This window comes from Saccharopolyspora erythraea NRRL 2338, assembly GCF_000062885.1.
GTDB classification, from domain to species: Bacteria; Actinomycetota; Actinomycetes; order Mycobacteriales; family Pseudonocardiaceae; genus Saccharopolyspora_D; species Saccharopolyspora_D erythraea.
Window position 1 is genome coordinate 2,675,036 of the sequence record NC_009142.1, and the last position, 15,280, is coordinate 2,690,315.

Genomic DNA, 15,280 nt, shown 5'->3' on the forward strand with positions numbered 1-15,280 from the left:
CTCTACGGCATGCGCACGACGGCCACCGGGCACGGCGCGTGGTGCAGCACTCCGGAGGCCACCGAGCCCAGGAACAGTGTTTCGAAGCCCCCGCGACCGCGGTGTCCCACGACGAGCAGCCGCGCGTCACGAGCGGCGTTGGTCAGTGCCGCGACCGGATGCTCGTGTAGGACGACTTCCCGTGTCCGGACCTGCGGGTGCTGCTCGCGTAGCTGTGCGGTCTGTTCGGTCACCGAGCGTTCGACCTCCCGCTGGACCTGCTCCGGGTCAGGAGCCGGGATCAGTTCCGTGAGCAGCCCCTCCTCGTGCCATGCCTGCAGCACTACCAGCTCGGCGCTCGTCCGGGCTGCGGATTCGAAGGCGAACTCGAGTGCTCGCGTGCTGGAGGCTGAACCGTCGACTCCGACGACGACGGGGCCGACGGAGGTCGGGATACTCCTGCGTACGACGACCACTGGACAAGCGGCGTGAGTGGCCACCGCCGTGCTCACACCACCGAGCAGGGCGTCGGTGAAGCCGCCGTGGCCTCGGGCGCCCAGGACGAGCATCTGGGCGTGTTCGCTCCGGCGCAGCAGTTCCTCGACTGGATGGCCCTCGGCGACCTCGGACACGACCTCGATGCCGGGTTCCTGCGCGGTGCAGGCCCGAGCCGCCTTCTGCACCGCCTGCTGGGCATACTCCGCCCGGGCGGGATCGTCGTTGACGAGCAACAGGGTCAGGCGGGCGTGTCGCCTCGCCGCCTCCGAAGTGGCCCACCGGACGGCTTTGAGGGCGTCGTCGGAGCCGTCGACCCCGGCGATGACTGGTCGGTCCGTCATCCTTCCTCCTCCTCGGCTACTCCGCCGCGGAGCACGGCCACCGGGCACGATGCGTGGTGGAGGACGCCTGCGGCGACCGAGCCGAGCATCAGCCCGGCGAATCCTCCTCGCCCACGGTGGCCGACGACCAGCAGCCGCGCATCACGAGCCACGTCGACGAGTTCGGCCACCGGATGTCCTCGCGGCGTGCTCCTGCGGACCGCGACGTCGGGGTACTGCTCGGTCCGGCCGTGCAGTCCGTCGGAGAGCTCGCGCTGGGCTTCTTCCCGCAGCGCGATCGCCTCGAAGTTCAGCGTGGGCACGCTCGGGGCGTATCCGACGTCCGGCCACACCCGCACCGCGACCAGCCCGGTGCCGTAGCGGTGGGCGGCGTCGAGGGCGAACCCCAAGGCAAGACGGCTCTGCGGTGAGTTGTCGAGCCCGACGACCACAGGACCTGCGGTCGGGCGCCCTCGCACCACGACGACCGGGCCGTGCGCGTGGGTGGCGACCTTGGTGCTGACCGAACCGAGCAGTACCGCGCTCAGACTGCTTCGCCTGCGCGGTCCCACCACCGTGAGCTGCGCGTCGCCGGACGCGCTGACCAGTTCCTCGGCCGGATTGCCGTGCGGGATCCGCACCGAGATGTCCAGTACGGGGTGGCGACTCCTCAGCCGGCCCGCGAGCTCAGCGAGCGCCGCGGATGCTTCGGCTTCCTCGGCCGGACCGCGGATGACCCGGATGAGGCACAGGTTCTGCGCTCGGCGCAGCACGGCCTCGTCGGCGGCCCACGCCGCGGCGTCGGCGGAGTCCGCCGATCCGTCCATCCCCGCCACCAGGCGCGCCTCGACCCCCATCGACCCACCCCCATGGGAACGCTGTGTGCGCCGCTATCAGTACTGGGGCGGGCGCGCGCCGGGTACGGCCGCTTGGCCCTTGCGCCCGGGCTGCCCGGTCAACTCCACCGCCGTACCCGCTTGTCCACGGCGACCACGAAGCCGGCGGCCACGGCGATGGCCAGGATGCGCAGCCACACGCCTCCATCGATCGGTGCGGTGTCGAACACGGTGTTCATGACGGGCAGGTAGGTGATGACGAGCTGGCCGATCGCCTGCACGGTGACACCGACGATGATCCATCCGTTGGAGAACAGCCCGATTCGCCACGCTGGCCGCGTCAGGGACCGGCAACTGACCAGGTAGAACGCCTCCACCACGACGAAGAGGTTCAGCGCAGCGGTCCGGGCTTCGGCCAGGCTCGCTCCATCTGCGAGCTCCCACTCGAACAGCCACCACGAGCCGACGACCAGCAGGGTGGAGACCAACAGGATCCGCACCATCAGCGCCCGGGTGAGCAGCGGCTGGTCCGGGTCGCGGGGCGGTCGCGCCATGATCCCGGCTTCCTTGGGTTCGAAGGTGAGCATCAGGCCCAGCGCGACGGCCGTGGTCATGTTGATCCACAGGATCTGGGTCGGCAGGATGGGCAGCGCGGCACCGAACACGATCGCGGCCAGGATGACCAGTCCCTCACCGATGTTGGTCGGCAGGGTCCAGGTGATGAACTTGGTGAGGTTGTCGAAGACGCCGCGCCCTTCCTCGACGGCGGCCTCGATCGTGGCGAAGTCGTCGTCGGTGAGGACCATGTCGGCGGCGTCCTTGGCCACCTCCGTGCCGCTGTGTCCCATGGCCACGCCGATACTCGCCTGGCGAAGCGCAGGAGCGTCGTTGACGCCGTCGCCGGTCATCGCGACCACGTGTCCTGCGGACTGCAACGCCTCCACCAGCCGCAGCTTCTGCTCCGCGGACATGCGGGCGAAGACGGCCGCGCGGTCGACCGCGTCCGGTAGTTTCTCGGCAGGCAGTGCGGCCAGGTCGGTGCCGGTCAGCACGCAGTGCCGGTCGTGATGGCCGAGCAACCCGACTTGACCGGCGATCGCCGTCGCGGTGGCGGCATGATCGCCGGTGATCATCCGCACGGAGATGCCCGCGGTGTGGCAGGCCGCCACGGCAGCCGCCGCGGCGGCTCGGGGAGGGTCCAGCATGGCCTGCAGCCCCGTCAGCACCAGGCTTCCTGGGAGCGCGACCTCGCTGAACTCGTCCTCCGCGGTCGCGGGCCGGATGGCGGTGGCCAGTACCCGCAGCCCCTGGCCGGCCAGGTCGTCGGCCGCCCGCAGCACCGCGGTGCGCTCCAGCGGCCGGACAGTGCCGTCGGAGTCCATCTGCCCTCCGCAGAGGTCGAGTATCCGCTCGACGGCGCCCTTGGCCAGCACCACGCGGTCGGCCGGATGCGCTGCCGCGGGGTCGTGGTGCAGGGTGGCCATGTACTGGCGTTCGGAGCTGAACGGGATCGTCGCCAGCCGGGAAAGCAGCGCGTGGACCCGTCTCGGGCCGAGGCCCGCCTTGGTGGCCACCACCAGCATCGCGCCCTCGGTGGGGTCGCCCACGATCTCCCAGCGCCCGTCGTGGTCGCTCAGCGCGGCATCGTTGCAAGCGGCGCCCGCCAGCAACGACCAGCGCAGGGCCTGGCTGGTGTCCGCGGGCACCGGGGCGCCGTCGGCATCGTGCAGGACACCGTCCGGGGTGTAGCCGGACCCGGTGACCCCGAACCGGCCGTCCGGGGTCCACACAATCCGTACGGTCATCTCGTTCTCGGTGAGCGTGCCGGTCTTGTCCGAGCAGATGACCGTGGTGCTGCCCAGCGTCTCCACCGCGGGCAGCCTGCGGATGACCGCGCGCCGTCGCGCCATCCGAGCCATGCCGATGGCCAGGGTGATCGTGACCGCCGCCGGGAGGCCCTCCGGGATCGCGCCGACCGCCAGAGCGATCGCCGCGGTGAACATCTCCACGGCGTCATGTCCCCGCAGCAGCCCCACGGCGAAGGTCAGCGCGGCCAGGACGAGGATGCCGACCGTCAGGATCTTGCTGAACCTGGCTAGCTTCTGCGTCAAAGGGGTCGCGAGCGTTTCCGCGGCTCCCACGAGGCGGTGGATCTCACCCAGCTCGGTCTCCGCGCCGGTCGCGACCACGACCCCGGCCCCGTTGCCCGAGGTGACCAGGGTGCCTGAGTAAGCCATGTTGCACCGGTCGGCCACCGGAACCGTTGCGGGTAGCACGTCCCCGTCCTTGGCCACGGGGGCGGACTCGCCGGTCAGCGCGGACTCGTCCACCCGCAGCTCCGTCAACCGCATCAGCCGCACATCGGCCGGCACCTTGTCGCCCGCTTCCAGCAGGATGAGATCACCGGGGACGAGATCGCCGGACGGTACCGTCCGCTCCTCACCATCTCGGATCACACTGGCCTGCGTACGCACCATTGACCGCAGACCTTCGAGTGCGGCTTCGGCTTTGGACTCCTGGATGAAGCCCACGATCGCGTTGACGAGCACGACACCGAAGATCACCGCCGAATCCGTGTACTCGCCGAGGACGGCCGTGATCACGCCGGCAGCGAGCAGTACGTAGATCAGCGGATGGTGGAGCTGGCGCAGGACACGCGTCAGCAGCCCGGTGCCCGGAGAGGCGGGCAGGGCGTTCGGTCCGAAGCGTGCCAGGCGCTCGGCGACCTGCGCGCTCGTGAGCCCCCGGTGCTGGTCGGTTTCCAGCAGCAGCACCACCTCGTGGCCCGCGAGGCCGTGGTGCGCGATCGTCGAGGGGAACGCGGACGTGGGCATCAGGTCACCTCGTCGCGCGCGATGCCGGCCCGGTACCTACGGAGAGCGGCGTTCGGGACATGGTGGCAGCTGCGGGCGCATCGACTCATCAACGTCCCCTGAGCTGAGGTGGTGTTCCTATCCTGCCCGCGCCGCACGCCAGTGGCCAGGGACCGACGTCATGCCGGGCGGGGGCCTGCGGCTGGCCGAATCGGGAGCGCCGGCGTCCACACATCGGAAGCTTTGGGCCCTCGACAAGCACTTCTCGGTTCGTGTGCTTCACCGCTCGTTTCAGAATGATCGGCGTGTATGACAGTGGTGGTTGGTGCATGGTCGTGGTGATCGAGGAGTTGGTGCCAGCGGGGTGTGGTCCCGGGTGCAGCCGTTGCTTCCGGCGCGTACGGCTCGTCGACGTCGGTAGCCGGGCCGCTTGCCGGTGTTCAAGACCAGGATCACTGGCGGGAGCTGCCCCACGACGGGGCTGAGCAGTCCGAAGCCGCGCCGGGTGCCTGCCCGCAGCACCCCTGGAAGCCTGAATGAACAGCATCCGTGCGCTGTCCCGCACGAGGCAGGTGCTCAGCCACTCCGCAACAAACCCGAGGGTGAACCCGGCCAGCAGCAGTATCCGCTCGTCGTCGAACAACGGACCTCCGAACCGCACCGCGGGCGGGCCTGCGGACGCCCTGGGCCGGGCTCACCTCGCCAGGATGCCGTCGATCTCCGTGCGGAACTGCTTGGAGACCTCGTCGTAGGTCCGCCCCGAAGGCTCGAACAGCTCGCCGTTGATGAAGAAGGTCGGGGTCCCGTTCACTCCGGCCTTCGCCCCGTCCGACCGGTCCTGCTCGATCTTGGACATGACCTGCGGGGAGGCCATGTCGCGGTGGAACCGCTCCAGGTCCAGGCCGATCCGCATCGCGAACTCGTCGAACCGCGCCCGCGCCGCCGAGACGTCCTGACTGATGCTGCTCCCGTCTGCGGCCACCGCCCACGACTCGTAGCCGTCGTAGAGCGCGTGGTACATCTCCCGGTACTTGCCCTGCATCGCCGCGGCTTCCGCGGCCTTGGCCGCCGGCACCGCCAGTGCGTGCACCGGCAGCGGGAAGTCCCGCGTGACGAAGTCGATCCTGCCGGTGTAGTCCTGCTCCAGCTGCTTGATCACGTTGTCGTAGTAGGAGGCGCACGACGGGCACTGGTAGTCCAGGAACTCGACCACGGTGACTTTCTCGCCCGGTGCCTCGGTGAGGGTGTTGCTCCCGGGCTTGCGCAGGCTCGCGCCCGACGCGGTGCCGGGTCCGGCGCCGTGCAACAGCAGCACCCCGCCGATCACGCACACCGCGACGAGCACCACCACGGCCGTGAGAACGGCGTTGATCGAGATTCCGCGCTTCGCGTACTTCTTCGACATCACTCACCACAGTTCGCCAGCTCCGAATGGAGCGCGGGAGGTCCGCGCGGCGCCGGATGGCCTCACCCGGCATCGCGCGGACCCGTTGACATGCGGGTCAGGCCGACCCGGTGCGCACCGTTCCTTGCTGATCGAGGTGCACCTGCACCGGAGCGAGCGGCTCCTCGGCGGGGCCGTTGAGCACCTCCCCGGTCGCGGAGTCGAACTTCGCGCCGTGGCAAGGGCAGTGCAGTTCGGCCTGCGCGACCGAGACCGGGCAGCCCTTGTGCGTGCAGGCGGCCTTGAACGCGCGAACCGTGCCCGGCTGCGGCTGCGCGACGATGATCTGCTCGTTGTCCGGGCCGGTCACCGAGACCGCGCCGCCGACGGGAATGCCGGACAGCTTCGTCAGAGCCGCAGCCTCCGGACCCGAGGCCGGCGGCGTGTCCTCCGCCGAGCCGCAGGACGCGAGCGCGAAAACCCCGACACCGCCCGCCGCGCTCACGATCACATCGCGGCGCCCGAGGACGTTCTTCGCGTTCTCCATGTCTTCTCCTCCGTTGTCGTGTCCGTTACCGGCCGGCGGCGGTGCCGGTCCACACCGCACTGGCTCCCGACTCTCCGACCAGGTAGATCTGGGTGACCGATCCGGCGCTGAGCGCGAGCGCGCCGACCACCGCCACTACGGCGACGCCGCGCCGCAGCATCGATCGAAGCTCCCGACTCTTCCGCCGCTCCCATGTGTCCAGGCCAAACACCAGCAGCGCCCACGCCGCCAGCCCGGTGATCCAGATCAGCAGTCCTTCGGCCAGTTCCTCGTGCTCTTCGATGAGCGGGGTGAACCGCACTTGCCCGGACAGCCACTCCCCGGATTCGGTGGAGAGTGGAACCGTCGCCAGCGCTACCAGCGCCAGCGCCGGGGTGAACCAGCTCAGCTTCCGTCGTGCCGCGGGCCAGATCGCGGAAAGCACAAGCGCGAGCGACGCCAGCGGGATGAGCACCACCGGGACGTGCACGATCAGGGGGTGGGCGGGCAGTCCGCCGATCGTGGCCGGTCCGAGCCCGGAAGGGGTTCCTCGCGCGGAGGCTGAGGGCGTGACCACCTGGGCCTTGGCGGCGGAGAGCAGTGTCGTGGCCGCGTATTCGGCGGGACTGCGCATATCGAGTCACCTCATTCTTCGTCGAGAAGCGCGGGGGCTCGGTCGGTCTTCGCAGGTCGTGGGGCGGGCGTTGGCGCGAGGTCCCGGAGCGGGCCGGTGAGCCCCGGGACGGCGCCGTTGACGACGTCGACGATCGGGCGCACCAGCGGGATCAGGGCGGGGTCCTCCGGGGGCGCGGCGGTACCCGGTGGTGGTGGGGGTGGTGTGGACCCGCCGTTGTCCTGCGGCGGCGCGGGTTCCGGTTGTTCGGGAATTGGTGCGTGTGCGGGTTCGGTGACGGGTGCCGGGCTCGTCACGGCGATCAGTTCGGCCGCGGCGGTGCTTCCCGGCCGGTCCGGTTCCGGCCGCCCGCCCCGCTCGTAAGCGCGGGCCCAGGCCAGGACCGTTCTGGCGTACTCGTCGGAGTGGTTGTAGCGCAGGACCGCCCGTCGCATCCCGTGCTCGGTGGACAGATCGGATCCGTCCGCGCAGAGGTACCGGCCTGCGGCCACCGCGGCGTCGTAGACGTTCTGCGGGTCCACGCGGCCGTCGCCGGAGCCGTCGGCTCCCCAGTTCGCCCATGTCGACGGGATGAACTGCATGGGACCGGCGGCTCGTGCCCAGCGGGCTCCGTCGCGGATGGCCATGGTCCCGCCGGTGCCGTCCAGTTCCGGGCCGTAGATCGGGGTGCGCATGTCGCCGTCGGCTGTGACGTCGCCGCTTCGCGCGTGGTGGGACTCGACCCGGCCGATCCCGGCGAGCAGAGACCAGCGCAGGTGGCAGTCCGGATCGCCGAGCGCTCGCTCCGACTCGGCGCGCTGGTAGGCACGCAGCACCGTGCGCGGGATCCCGAACTCCGTCGACCCGCTTCCGCTCGGCTGCTCTGGAGCGCGGACCGCGGGCGGCAGGTCCGGCGGGAGTTCGAGGTCGAACGGGGCGGTCGTCACCGATGCGGGCAGGCCGGAGGCGGAGTCGCGTTCCGAGCGCATGCGTTCGTAGCTGTCCTCCGGCGTCGCGTACACCGCCAGGACGAGCGCACCGGCCAGCACGAGCGATCGGTTCCGGAGGCGTTCGCGGTGGTTGGTCCCCTCCGCGAGGAACCCGCGGGGGAGTCGGCCGCGCGGGCCCTGTGGCCGGGCTGGTTTCCGGCAGTCCACGATCAACCCTTCCTCTCGACGTTGCGATGTCACCCGCGCGCCGCCGCCGCACCCGCGCGCCGCCGCCGCAGCCCGGCGGTGATCACGGCATCGACGAGCACGAACAGCAGCAGGCTCGGCCCGAACAGCGGCATGGCCCAGCTGAGCGCCGCAACGGACACCAGCGCGGCTGCCAGGACGGGGCGCGGTAGCTGTCGCCACACCGGCGGCGGCAAGGTGGCCCACCGGCCGCGGTACGGGTTGTGCACCCACCACATCCGGTAGCCCAGGCCGATCAGCACGAGCAGGCCGACGGCGAGGAGCGCGAGCAGGATCTGGTTCGCCAGGCCGAACAGCGTGCCCGTGTGGAACTCGGCGGCCAGCGTGGTCGCCTTCGCCACCAACGAGAAGTCCTCCCAGCCGACCCGCTCCACCACCTTGCCGCTGTAGGGGTCGACTGCGACGCGGTCGCGCTGGACCGGGACACCGTTGGAGCGCTCGGCCACGCTGAACACGCCGTCGGCCCCGTGCGGCGGGGTGACGACGAGCTCGCCGGTCAGCCCTTCGGCGCGGGCGACCGCCAGCGCCCGGTCGATGCCGATCCGCTCGTCTCCGGCGGACTGCGGGCGCATCGGAGCCGGCTCGAATTCCGTGGTGTGAGCCGCGAGTTCCACCCCCAGCGAGGGGATGAGCGGCAGCGGGAGGGTCGGCACCGGTGCTGGGGTGCTGTCCGGTGGCGGCGTGGTCACCGGTGGCGGGACGTCGTCGGCAGGTGGGGCAGGGCTTTCCGGGGGAGGGGGCTGTTCGGTGGTCGTCGGTGGAGCGGGCGGGGGTGTCGGTGCTGGAGCGTCTGGTGTGGACGTTCGGGTCGGCGCGGGGGGCTCGGGCTCATCCGGCGGTTCCGGTGACGGCGCGGCCGGTTCCTCGGCCGCCGGCTCTTCGGCGACCGGTATCCGCGGCGCCGGTTCCGGTCGCGGTGCGGGAGTTTGCGGCACGGGCAGTGCGATCCCCGGCGGCTCGGCATCCCGCGTGGGGTCGGCGGGCAGCTCCACCGGGTCCGACACCAGCGCGTGGTCCCGGAAGTGCGCCGGATCGGCCGCCTGGTCGGCCCTGCCCCCGGCGAATTGTGAGATGCCCAGCCCGGACAGTCCCAGTGCGAGCAGCCCGACGCCCAGCCACAGCCCGAGCGCTCCGTGCACCGAGCGCAGGCGCATCCACCCCTTCGCCGACCGCGACCACGGCACCAGCAGGTCCCGTGTGGTGGGGCCGCGGCGCCCGCGCGGCTGCGCCAGCCACAGCACCAGCCCACCCAGCACGATCAGCGGCAGCCAGGTCGCGGCGAGCTCCGCGTACACCCGGCCCGGCTCGCCCAGGTGCAGGTTGCTGTGCAGTTCACGCAGCCACATGTTGGCCGGAGTGCGGTGCCCGTCGGTGTTCATCTCGCCGTTGATGAAGTTGGTGTAAGGGTCGACGAACACCGTCCGGCTCTGCTCGGCGTCCAGGCCTGGCACCGCGAGCTGGACCTGCGTGGTGCGGTCCGGTTCCGGCGGCGGGATCACCGAGCGCAGCGTGGCCTCCGGATGGGCGTCCAGCGCCGCGCGCACCTGCTCGGACACCGGTGCCGGGATGCCGTCGACCTCGGCGACGAACAGCTGCGAGCGGTACAGGCTCTCGTGGATCTGCGGGCTGAACACGTAGACCAGCCCGGTCAGTGCCAGGACGACCAGGAACGGCGCGACGACGATCCCGGCCAGGAAGTGCACCCGCCGGGACAGCAGTCGCAGCGTGTTCAGCGCGGCGTCGCGCGGCGGGGCCGGTGGACGTGTCTGCTGGTCGGTAGTGGTCCTGGTCAAGGCGGACTCCTTCGGACGGCGGCCGGATGACCGCTCACCGGACATCGAGGGGCTGGGTCACCGTCTGCCGGCTCCCGTCGGGGGCGCGCAGAGTGAGTGCGAGCTCCCAGTCGCCGTGCCCGGGCACGGTCGCCGTGCCGCGTGAGTAGCCCGGCCCGGCTTCGGTGAGCCGTACCGGGATCGGCGCGCGGCCGGGCCGGCGCAGTTCCGCGGTCACGGCCACATCGCCGGGACCGCCGCGGACCGAGACGCGGGTGTCCAGGTGCACGCGGTCCGGCCCGTCCGCGCCGGGCAGCAGGACGAGGTCGACCGCGCCGCTCCCACCGGGCTTGCCGGTGTCGAACGGTAGCCGGAACGGCGGCAGCTGACGGCGCAGCGAGGACGGCGTTGGCTCGATGCGCTGGGCATGCGCGGTGTGCGGAGGCCGGGTCACGACCAGCAGTGCCGTGGCGATCAGCAGGAGCGCGGCGAGACCGGCGCCTCCGGCGGCCAGGTTCCGGTAGCGCGTGAGCTCCGGGCTCCGTCGTCTGTCCGCTTTGGACTGGGGTGGCTCGGCTGGGCGTCGGTGCAGCTGGAGGCGCAACACCGCGATCGTGCCCGCGAGCAATCCGATCAATGCCAGCAGGCCGATCAGCAGCCAGGTATGCGAAGTGGGTACCGTGCTGTCGGTGCTGTGCCAGAGGTGGTAGAGCGCGACGAGCGCGAGCGAACCGGCGCACGCTCCGGTCGCGCGGGACCAGCGCGGCACGTAGGTGTGGGGTGCCGAGCGGTCCTTGCCACCTAGCAGCAACCAGAGCATTCCCAGCCCGGTCACCGGTACCGCCGCCGACATTAGCAACACGACGTCGACGGCCAGGGACAACGGCGTCAGCTCGGAATGCGGGCGCGCGAGACTCCAGGTCGCCGCGAGAGCCGCGCCGCAGCCGAGCACCGCACCGCCCCGCAGCGCCCGCTCGCGCTGCCGCTCGGCGGGCGGTGCGGCCATGAGCTCGACGAGGCCGAGCGTGATCGGCAGGAGCAGCAGCAGCCTGCTCAGCAATCCCGCACCGGTGTCGGACCGCAGCGTCCCCCACAGCAGCTGCGGATCGAACGCGTCGCCCAGCGGCACCCACGCCGCGTAGGGCCCGAAGGAGACGAGCACTGCCAGTGTCGAGACCACGACCCCGATCCACGCGCCGGTGACCACGCGTCGCACGGTCGGCAACACCGCGCCTGCGGGCCAGAGCGCGGCCACGAAGAACGCCGCGCCGATCAGCACGGCCATCGCCGCGACCGCCGCGAAGCGGGCGGTGGTGTGGAAGGCGGCGATGAACGGGTCGCGGCGGGTTTCGATCTCCGGAGCGCCGGCGGAGGAGGTCGGCTGGAACACGTCGAAGGTGAACGCCCCGCTGAGCGGTTCCAGGTGTTGTGACGGCAGGGTCCACGCCACGGTGTAGGTGCCGCCGAAACGGGTCTTGGGCATTGGGACGGAGATCGTGTCCGGTCGGTCCGGTGGGTTCACCGGCCGTCGGAAGACGACCTGCTCCCCGGGCGGGTTGATGATCCGCACGGTGGCCAGGCCGGCGGGGACCGGGCGGTCGAAGGTCAGCTCCACATCGTCCGGTGACTTGACGGTCTCGGAGTTGCCCGGCGAGGTGGTGCGCAACACGGGGTCACCGGATTGCGCGGGGGTGGAGATCAGCAGCGTGGCCCAGCAGCCCAATACCACCAGCAGGAGGCCGAGGACCTTGCGGCCCTGCGCCGGGCTTGGCCGGTCGGTCCGCTGCGGGCGTTCGTCGACGATCGTCACGGGGATGGTCACCTCCAGACCTCAGGGAGTCCACTGAGGACGTGATGCGCGGATGTGCAGCGAGAAGTTGCGGGGGAGTTCGGCGGGGCGACCGCGGCCGGGGACCGGGAAGGCCCGGCCCCCGGTCGCGGCTCACCTCAGCAGGCGCCCGGAGTGATCGGGTTCAGCTGCTCGCAGGTCAGCATCTCCCGCCACTTGCCCTGGTTCTGCTGCGCCCAGCCGTTGTAGACCAGCGGAACCGGCAGCACGCCCTGGCCGCCCATACCGGACTGGCCGGTGATGGTGCCGTCCATCTTCGTCTCCGCGGTCGCATCCATGGTCTTCTGGCCGACGACCGCCGCATCCTCGATGTTGCCGTCCCCGTTGGGATCGACGTCGATGATCTGGATGACGTTCGAGAACTTGTTGGACACGTAGCCGTAGTAGCCACCGCCCTGCTTGGCACCGAAGTTGATGCCGTGGCAGCCGGCGGTGCACGGCAGATCCTTCACGACCCTGTCGGTCTTCGGATCGACCACCGACACCGTCGTGGAGAGCACGTTCGCTCCCAGCAGGGCCTTGCCGTCCGGGCTCACCGGCAGCTGGATCATCAGACCACCGAACGGCTTGCCTTGCTTCGGACCGGTCAGCGGGTTGTAGTTCTCCCACAGGTCGATCTGCTTGCTGTGCACCTTCTCGCCGTCCTTGTTGCAGGCGTTGTCCTTCAGCGAGATGCAGGTGATGCTCTGACCGAGGAAGTCCGCCGTGTACGCCTTGGCGTTGTCCGGGGTCATGCTCGTCGCGATCGGAAGCTGGCCGGTCTGCTCGGTGCGCACGTTCCCGGAGGCCATGTCGACCACGGAGGCATTGTTGGTCAACGTGTTCGGGGTGATGACCGTCTTCCCGTCGGCACTGGTCCAGTGCGCGTGCGGGTGCCGGATCTCGCCCGAGGGGCTGACCGTGATCCTCCGGGTGACGTGCGTGCCACCCGGGGCCAGCTCCACGATCTCGTTGCCGGCGTTGAGCCCGACGATGAGCTCGTCGGTGCCGGGCTTGGTCATCACGTGCGCCGGGTTGTGCCCGACCTGGGTCTGCCGGATGAACCGCCCGGTTTCCCGGTCGAAGACGTCCACCTTGTCGTCGAACCACTCACTCTGGTAGAGGTACTTGTAGTTCTTGTCCGTCCACATGTTGTGCGGGTTGTTCATGTCGATGCCCGGAGCACCGATCTTCCGCTCAACCGACCAGTTCTCGGCGTTGATCTTGGTGGCGGACCCGACCTTGTTCTTGCCGGCCCACTCCTCCATCTCGGTGTCGATCCAGACCTCGCCGACGCCTGGCTTCGGCGGTGCCTTGTCGCCCGGCTTCAGCGTCTTCGGGTACATGAACTTCTTGTCGAAGTAGGCATCCAGGTTCGGGATCAGCACCGGCTTGCCCGCCGCGTCGTACTGCAGGATCGGTACCGGAGGCTGGATCGGGTTCCAGGTGGTCTCCTCGCCCGGCTTGAACCGCTGCCAGTTGTTCGGGTTGGTGATGTTGAAGAAGGTGTTCACCAACCGCTGCACGATGTCGGCATTGGACGGAACGGTCAGCCCGTGGGAGTTGACCTGGAGGTTCTTGCCGAAGTCCAGCCCGATGGTGAGCGGGTCGTCGACGACGACAGCGCCCAGCATGTACGGCGAGATCCGGTCGGCGAACGCGTACAGCCCGGGCTCGGTGAGCTGGATGGACTGCTCGCCGAAGAACCCGCCCTTGTTGTCGTCGAAGGGGTAGCCCTTCGCACCCTCGGGGGCGATGAGTGCGAACGGGTCGCGCAGCCCCTCGGACTTGGCCGGGTCGACCCGGAAGTTCACCGTCACCGGCGGGCCCTTGACCGCGAATTGCTGCAGGTCGGTGAGCAGCCCCTGGAGATCGAGCCCGACCGGCAGCTCGGCGAGGTTGATCGGCTGATCGGTCGGCATGGCAGCGACCTGTTGGGAGAACCGGCCGATCAGCTTCTCGGCCTCGGCGGCCTTGGCCTTGGCCTCCGGCCTCTGCGCGCCGATCGTCCGCACCGTCGCCAAGGTGCTGTCCAGGTTGAGCGAGTCGAGCAGGCTCACCCCGGTCTCGCCCAGCTTCGGCGCGGCCTGCGTGGCTCCCTTCACCAGCCCGGTCAGCGAGTCGGCGATACCCGCGTTGGTCAGGCTCGCGGCCTGAGCCGACGACAGCGCACCACCGCCCACGGCACCACCGCCGCCGGCCAGTGTCCCCAGGCGGGGCAGCTCGGCGACCGCGAGCGACTGGCTACCGAACAGGTTGAGCCCGGAGTCGAACCACTTGCCGTTGTCGTCCTTGATGTCGAAGGTGATCGGCAGCGGGCCAACACCGACCGGTGTCTGGGCCTGAGCAGGTATCACGGCGACCGTCGCCGTGCTGGCCGCCGCGACCGCCAGGGACAAGGACGCCTTGAGCGCCCTTCTCCCCTTCCGGGATCCCGGTGGAGATTCTGCGGACATGAGGTTCCTCTCTGTTCCGTGCGACCCTGGAGCCGTCGGTGAAAGCCGCGCGCCGCCGGAGAACTCCGCGCACCTTCGATCCGCGGACCTCTCCAAACCAAACGCGTGGATTTCCGGCCTCGCCGTTTTTCCGGCGGCACCGTTCGAACGAGTCGAACGACGCAAAGTAGAGCACGGGTTGATCCACTGCGAAAGGAAAGAACGGTTAATCGCGTGTAAAGGCGCCCTCGCTGCCGGGTTCGCCTTCGCGGTGAAATCGCACTGCGTACTTCGGGCAAATGCTTCCCCTCCGGTGGCATGCAGCGCGCTCGGCACTGGAATTCCGAGCGTGTTGCAAGGCTCACGCATCCGGTGGATTCCACTTCGTTTCCGGGCAGCGGGACCGAGCGTGATCTGGAGACGGCCCTTCGCCCGCGCGGACGTGCGCCGTGGTGACGACGGCCTTCCCGTAGCAGGACAGACTCCTCGCGGGCACGATCATGACCTGGCGCATCGACCCAGCGTGGTCCGCTGTTCGCCCTTCCGCGTTCCTGCATGGCCAAGTCGAACTCACCCGGCAGCATCCCGCGTCAGTGCTCGTGTCGCGTCCGTCTCTGCAACGTCAACGCCGTATCTCGACGGATTAAAACTTCCTCTTTCTGGGGCGGGTCCCGGAAGTGATGTCGGCGCGTGAGTGGGCGCCGACCGCGGATACCTGGGTGAAACAGGTGACCGTCGTCGCGTTCTCCGGCTGGCGGTGAGGCCCAGTTCAAGGCTGCATGAGACAGTGCGGGGCATGTGAACCATTTGGTTCGAGTTCCGCGACGACACGGTCGGAGCAGCCGTCCGGGGACCTTGCGAAAGCGTCGCCCGAAACCGCTCGCCAGCAGCCACAACGCCTTCTTCGGTAATTGTTGCAGAGTCATGAATTCCAGGTTCAGAAGGTACCCATCGGCACCGGATCACTGCTGGCCAGAGGCACGTCCGCTGTGCCACGATGCTGCCCGGCAACGCCGATGCCGCCTTTTCACCGAGAAATTCGCCAAGTGCGAGCCGGCGATGTCGGTTCCATCCGATCAA

At 69.9% G+C, this 15,280-nt stretch carries 10 protein-coding genes; all 10 read right to left on the reverse strand.

From position 1 onward, the window contains the following. Positions 1-2: 2 nt before the first annotated feature. The 10 genes from SACE_RS12055 to SACE_RS12100 all read right to left on the reverse strand — a co-directional run bounded on the left by SACE_RS12055 (position 3) and on the right by SACE_RS12100 (position 14,164). Positions 3-818, reverse strand: a complete 816-nt coding sequence (locus tag SACE_RS12055) for a universal stress protein (protein WP_009947278.1) — start codon at positions 816-818, stop codon at positions 3-5. Beyond that, positions 815-1,654, reverse strand: coding sequence for a universal stress protein (locus SACE_RS12060; protein WP_009947276.1), 840 nt, complete (start codon positions 1,652-1,654; stop codon positions 815-817). Before SACE_RS12060 ends, SACE_RS12055 begins: the two co-directional genes overlap by 4 nt. Positions 1,655-1,752: 98 nt before the next feature. Beyond that, complete coding sequence (locus SACE_RS12065; RefSeq protein ID WP_009947274.1) at positions 1,753-4,467, reverse strand: cation-transporting P-type ATPase; 2,715 nt, start codon at positions 4,465-4,467, stop codon at positions 1,753-1,755. 673 nt (positions 4,468-5,140) lie between these two features. Then, positions 5,141-5,851 carry a DsbA family protein gene (locus SACE_RS12070; protein WP_009947273.1) on the reverse strand — a complete coding sequence of 237 codons (711 nt, stop codon included), beginning with the start codon at positions 5,849-5,851 and terminating at the stop codon, positions 5,141-5,143. Between the two features lie 97 nt (positions 5,852-5,948). Continuing rightward, entirely contained in the window at positions 5,949-6,377 is a 429-nt protein-coding gene (locus tag SACE_RS12075; RefSeq protein WP_009947272.1) for a Rieske (2Fe-2S) protein, read from the reverse strand. A gap of 25 nt (positions 6,378-6,402) precedes the next feature. Beyond that, the gene (locus tag SACE_RS12080; protein ID WP_009947271.1) at positions 6,403-6,990 is read right to left on the reverse strand and encodes a DUF2231 domain-containing protein; all 588 of its coding nucleotides are present in this window, start codon (positions 6,988-6,990) and stop codon (positions 6,403-6,405) included. An 11-nt stretch (positions 6,991-7,001) separates the two neighbouring features. Beyond that, entirely contained in the window at positions 7,002-8,018 is a 1,017-nt protein-coding gene (locus SACE_RS12085; RefSeq protein ID WP_009947269.1) for a lytic transglycosylase domain-containing protein, read from the reverse strand. A 137-nt stretch (positions 8,019-8,155) separates the two neighbouring features. Then, positions 8,156-9,958, reverse strand: coding sequence for a PepSY-associated TM helix domain-containing protein (locus SACE_RS12090; RefSeq protein WP_009947268.1), 1,803 nt, complete (start codon positions 9,956-9,958; stop codon positions 8,156-8,158). A gap of 34 nt (positions 9,959-9,992) precedes the next feature. Next, a complete protein-coding gene (locus tag SACE_RS38150; RefSeq protein WP_009947266.1) occupies positions 9,993-11,759 on the reverse strand; it encodes a copper resistance CopC family protein in 1,767 nt (588 codons plus the stop codon). A gap of 125 nt (positions 11,760-11,884) precedes the next feature. Next, on the reverse strand, positions 11,885-14,164 hold the full coding sequence (locus tag SACE_RS12100) for a YncE family protein (RefSeq protein WP_009947264.1): 2,280 nt from the start codon (positions 14,162-14,164) through the stop codon (positions 11,885-11,887). Positions 14,165-15,280 lie beyond the last annotated feature (1,116 nt).

What these genes read in the sequence shown, in the direction of transcription:
- SACE_RS12055 (WP_009947278.1), bottom strand. Translation starts at nt 818, where the DNA reads ATGACGGACCGACCAGTCATCGCCGGGGTCGACGGCTCCGACGACGCC.
- SACE_RS12060 (WP_009947276.1), bottom strand. Translation starts at nt 1,654, where the DNA reads ATGGGGGTCGAGGCGCGCCTGGTGGCGGGGATGGACGGATCGGCGGAC.
- SACE_RS12065 (WP_009947274.1), bottom strand. Translation starts at nt 4,467, where the DNA reads ATGCCCACGTCCGCGTTCCCCTCGACGATCGCGCACCACGGCCTCGCG.
- SACE_RS12070 (WP_009947273.1), bottom strand. Translation starts at nt 5,851, where the DNA reads ATGTCGAAGAAGTACGCGAAGCGCGGAATCTCGATCAACGCCGTTCTC.
- SACE_RS12075 (WP_009947272.1), bottom strand. Translation starts at nt 6,377, where the DNA reads ATGGAGAACGCGAAGAACGTCCTCGGGCGCCGCGATGTGATCGTGAGC.
- SACE_RS12080 (WP_009947271.1), bottom strand. Translation starts at nt 6,990, where the DNA reads ATGCGCAGTCCCGCCGAATACGCGGCCACGACACTGCTCTCCGCCGCC.